The sequence below is a fragment of the Pseudonocardia sulfidoxydans NBRC 16205 genome, assembly GCF_007989085.1.
Classification (GTDB): domain Bacteria; phylum Actinomycetota; class Actinomycetes; order Mycobacteriales; family Pseudonocardiaceae; genus Pseudonocardia; species Pseudonocardia sulfidoxydans.
Window position 1 is genome coordinate 1 of the sequence record NZ_BJVJ01000208.1, and the last position, 515, is coordinate 515.

Genomic DNA, 515 nt, shown 5'->3' on the forward strand with positions numbered 1-515 from the left:
AAATAGCTGTCGGAGACGTGGAAGTCCAGCGGCGGCGAGGCCAGCAGGATGCCGGTCAACCCACCGAACAGGAATGTCGCGAGGAAGCCGATCGAGAACAACATCGGCGTCTCGAACGTCAGTTTGCCCTTCCACATCGTGCCGATCCAGTTGACGAACTTGACACCCGTCGGGATGGCGATGAGGAACGTCGTGAAGGAGAAGAAGGCCAGCAGCACCGCGCCTGTCGCATAGAGGTGGTGCGCCCACACCGCCACCGACAGCGCCGCGATGGCGATCGTCGCGTAGATCAGGCCCTTGTAGCCGAACACCGGTTTCCGGCTGAACACCGGGAGGACCTCCGAGACGATCCCAAAGAAGGGGATCGCGACGATGTAGACCTCGGGGTGGCCGAAGAACCAGAACAGGTGCTGCCACAGGATCGCGCCGCCGTTCGCGGGGTCGAACACGTGGGCACCGAGGTGCCGGTCCGCCAGCATCCCGAACAGGCCCGCGGTGAGGACCGGGAACGCGAC

The 515-nt window shown here is 64.1% G+C and carries 1 protein-coding gene; it reads right to left on the bottom strand.

Going from position 1 to position 515, the window contains the following annotated elements; translation table 11 throughout:
* A partial coding sequence (locus PSU4_RS31060; RefSeq protein WP_186817293.1) for a cbb3-type cytochrome c oxidase subunit I occupies positions 1 to 515 on the bottom strand: 515 nt, incomplete at both ends.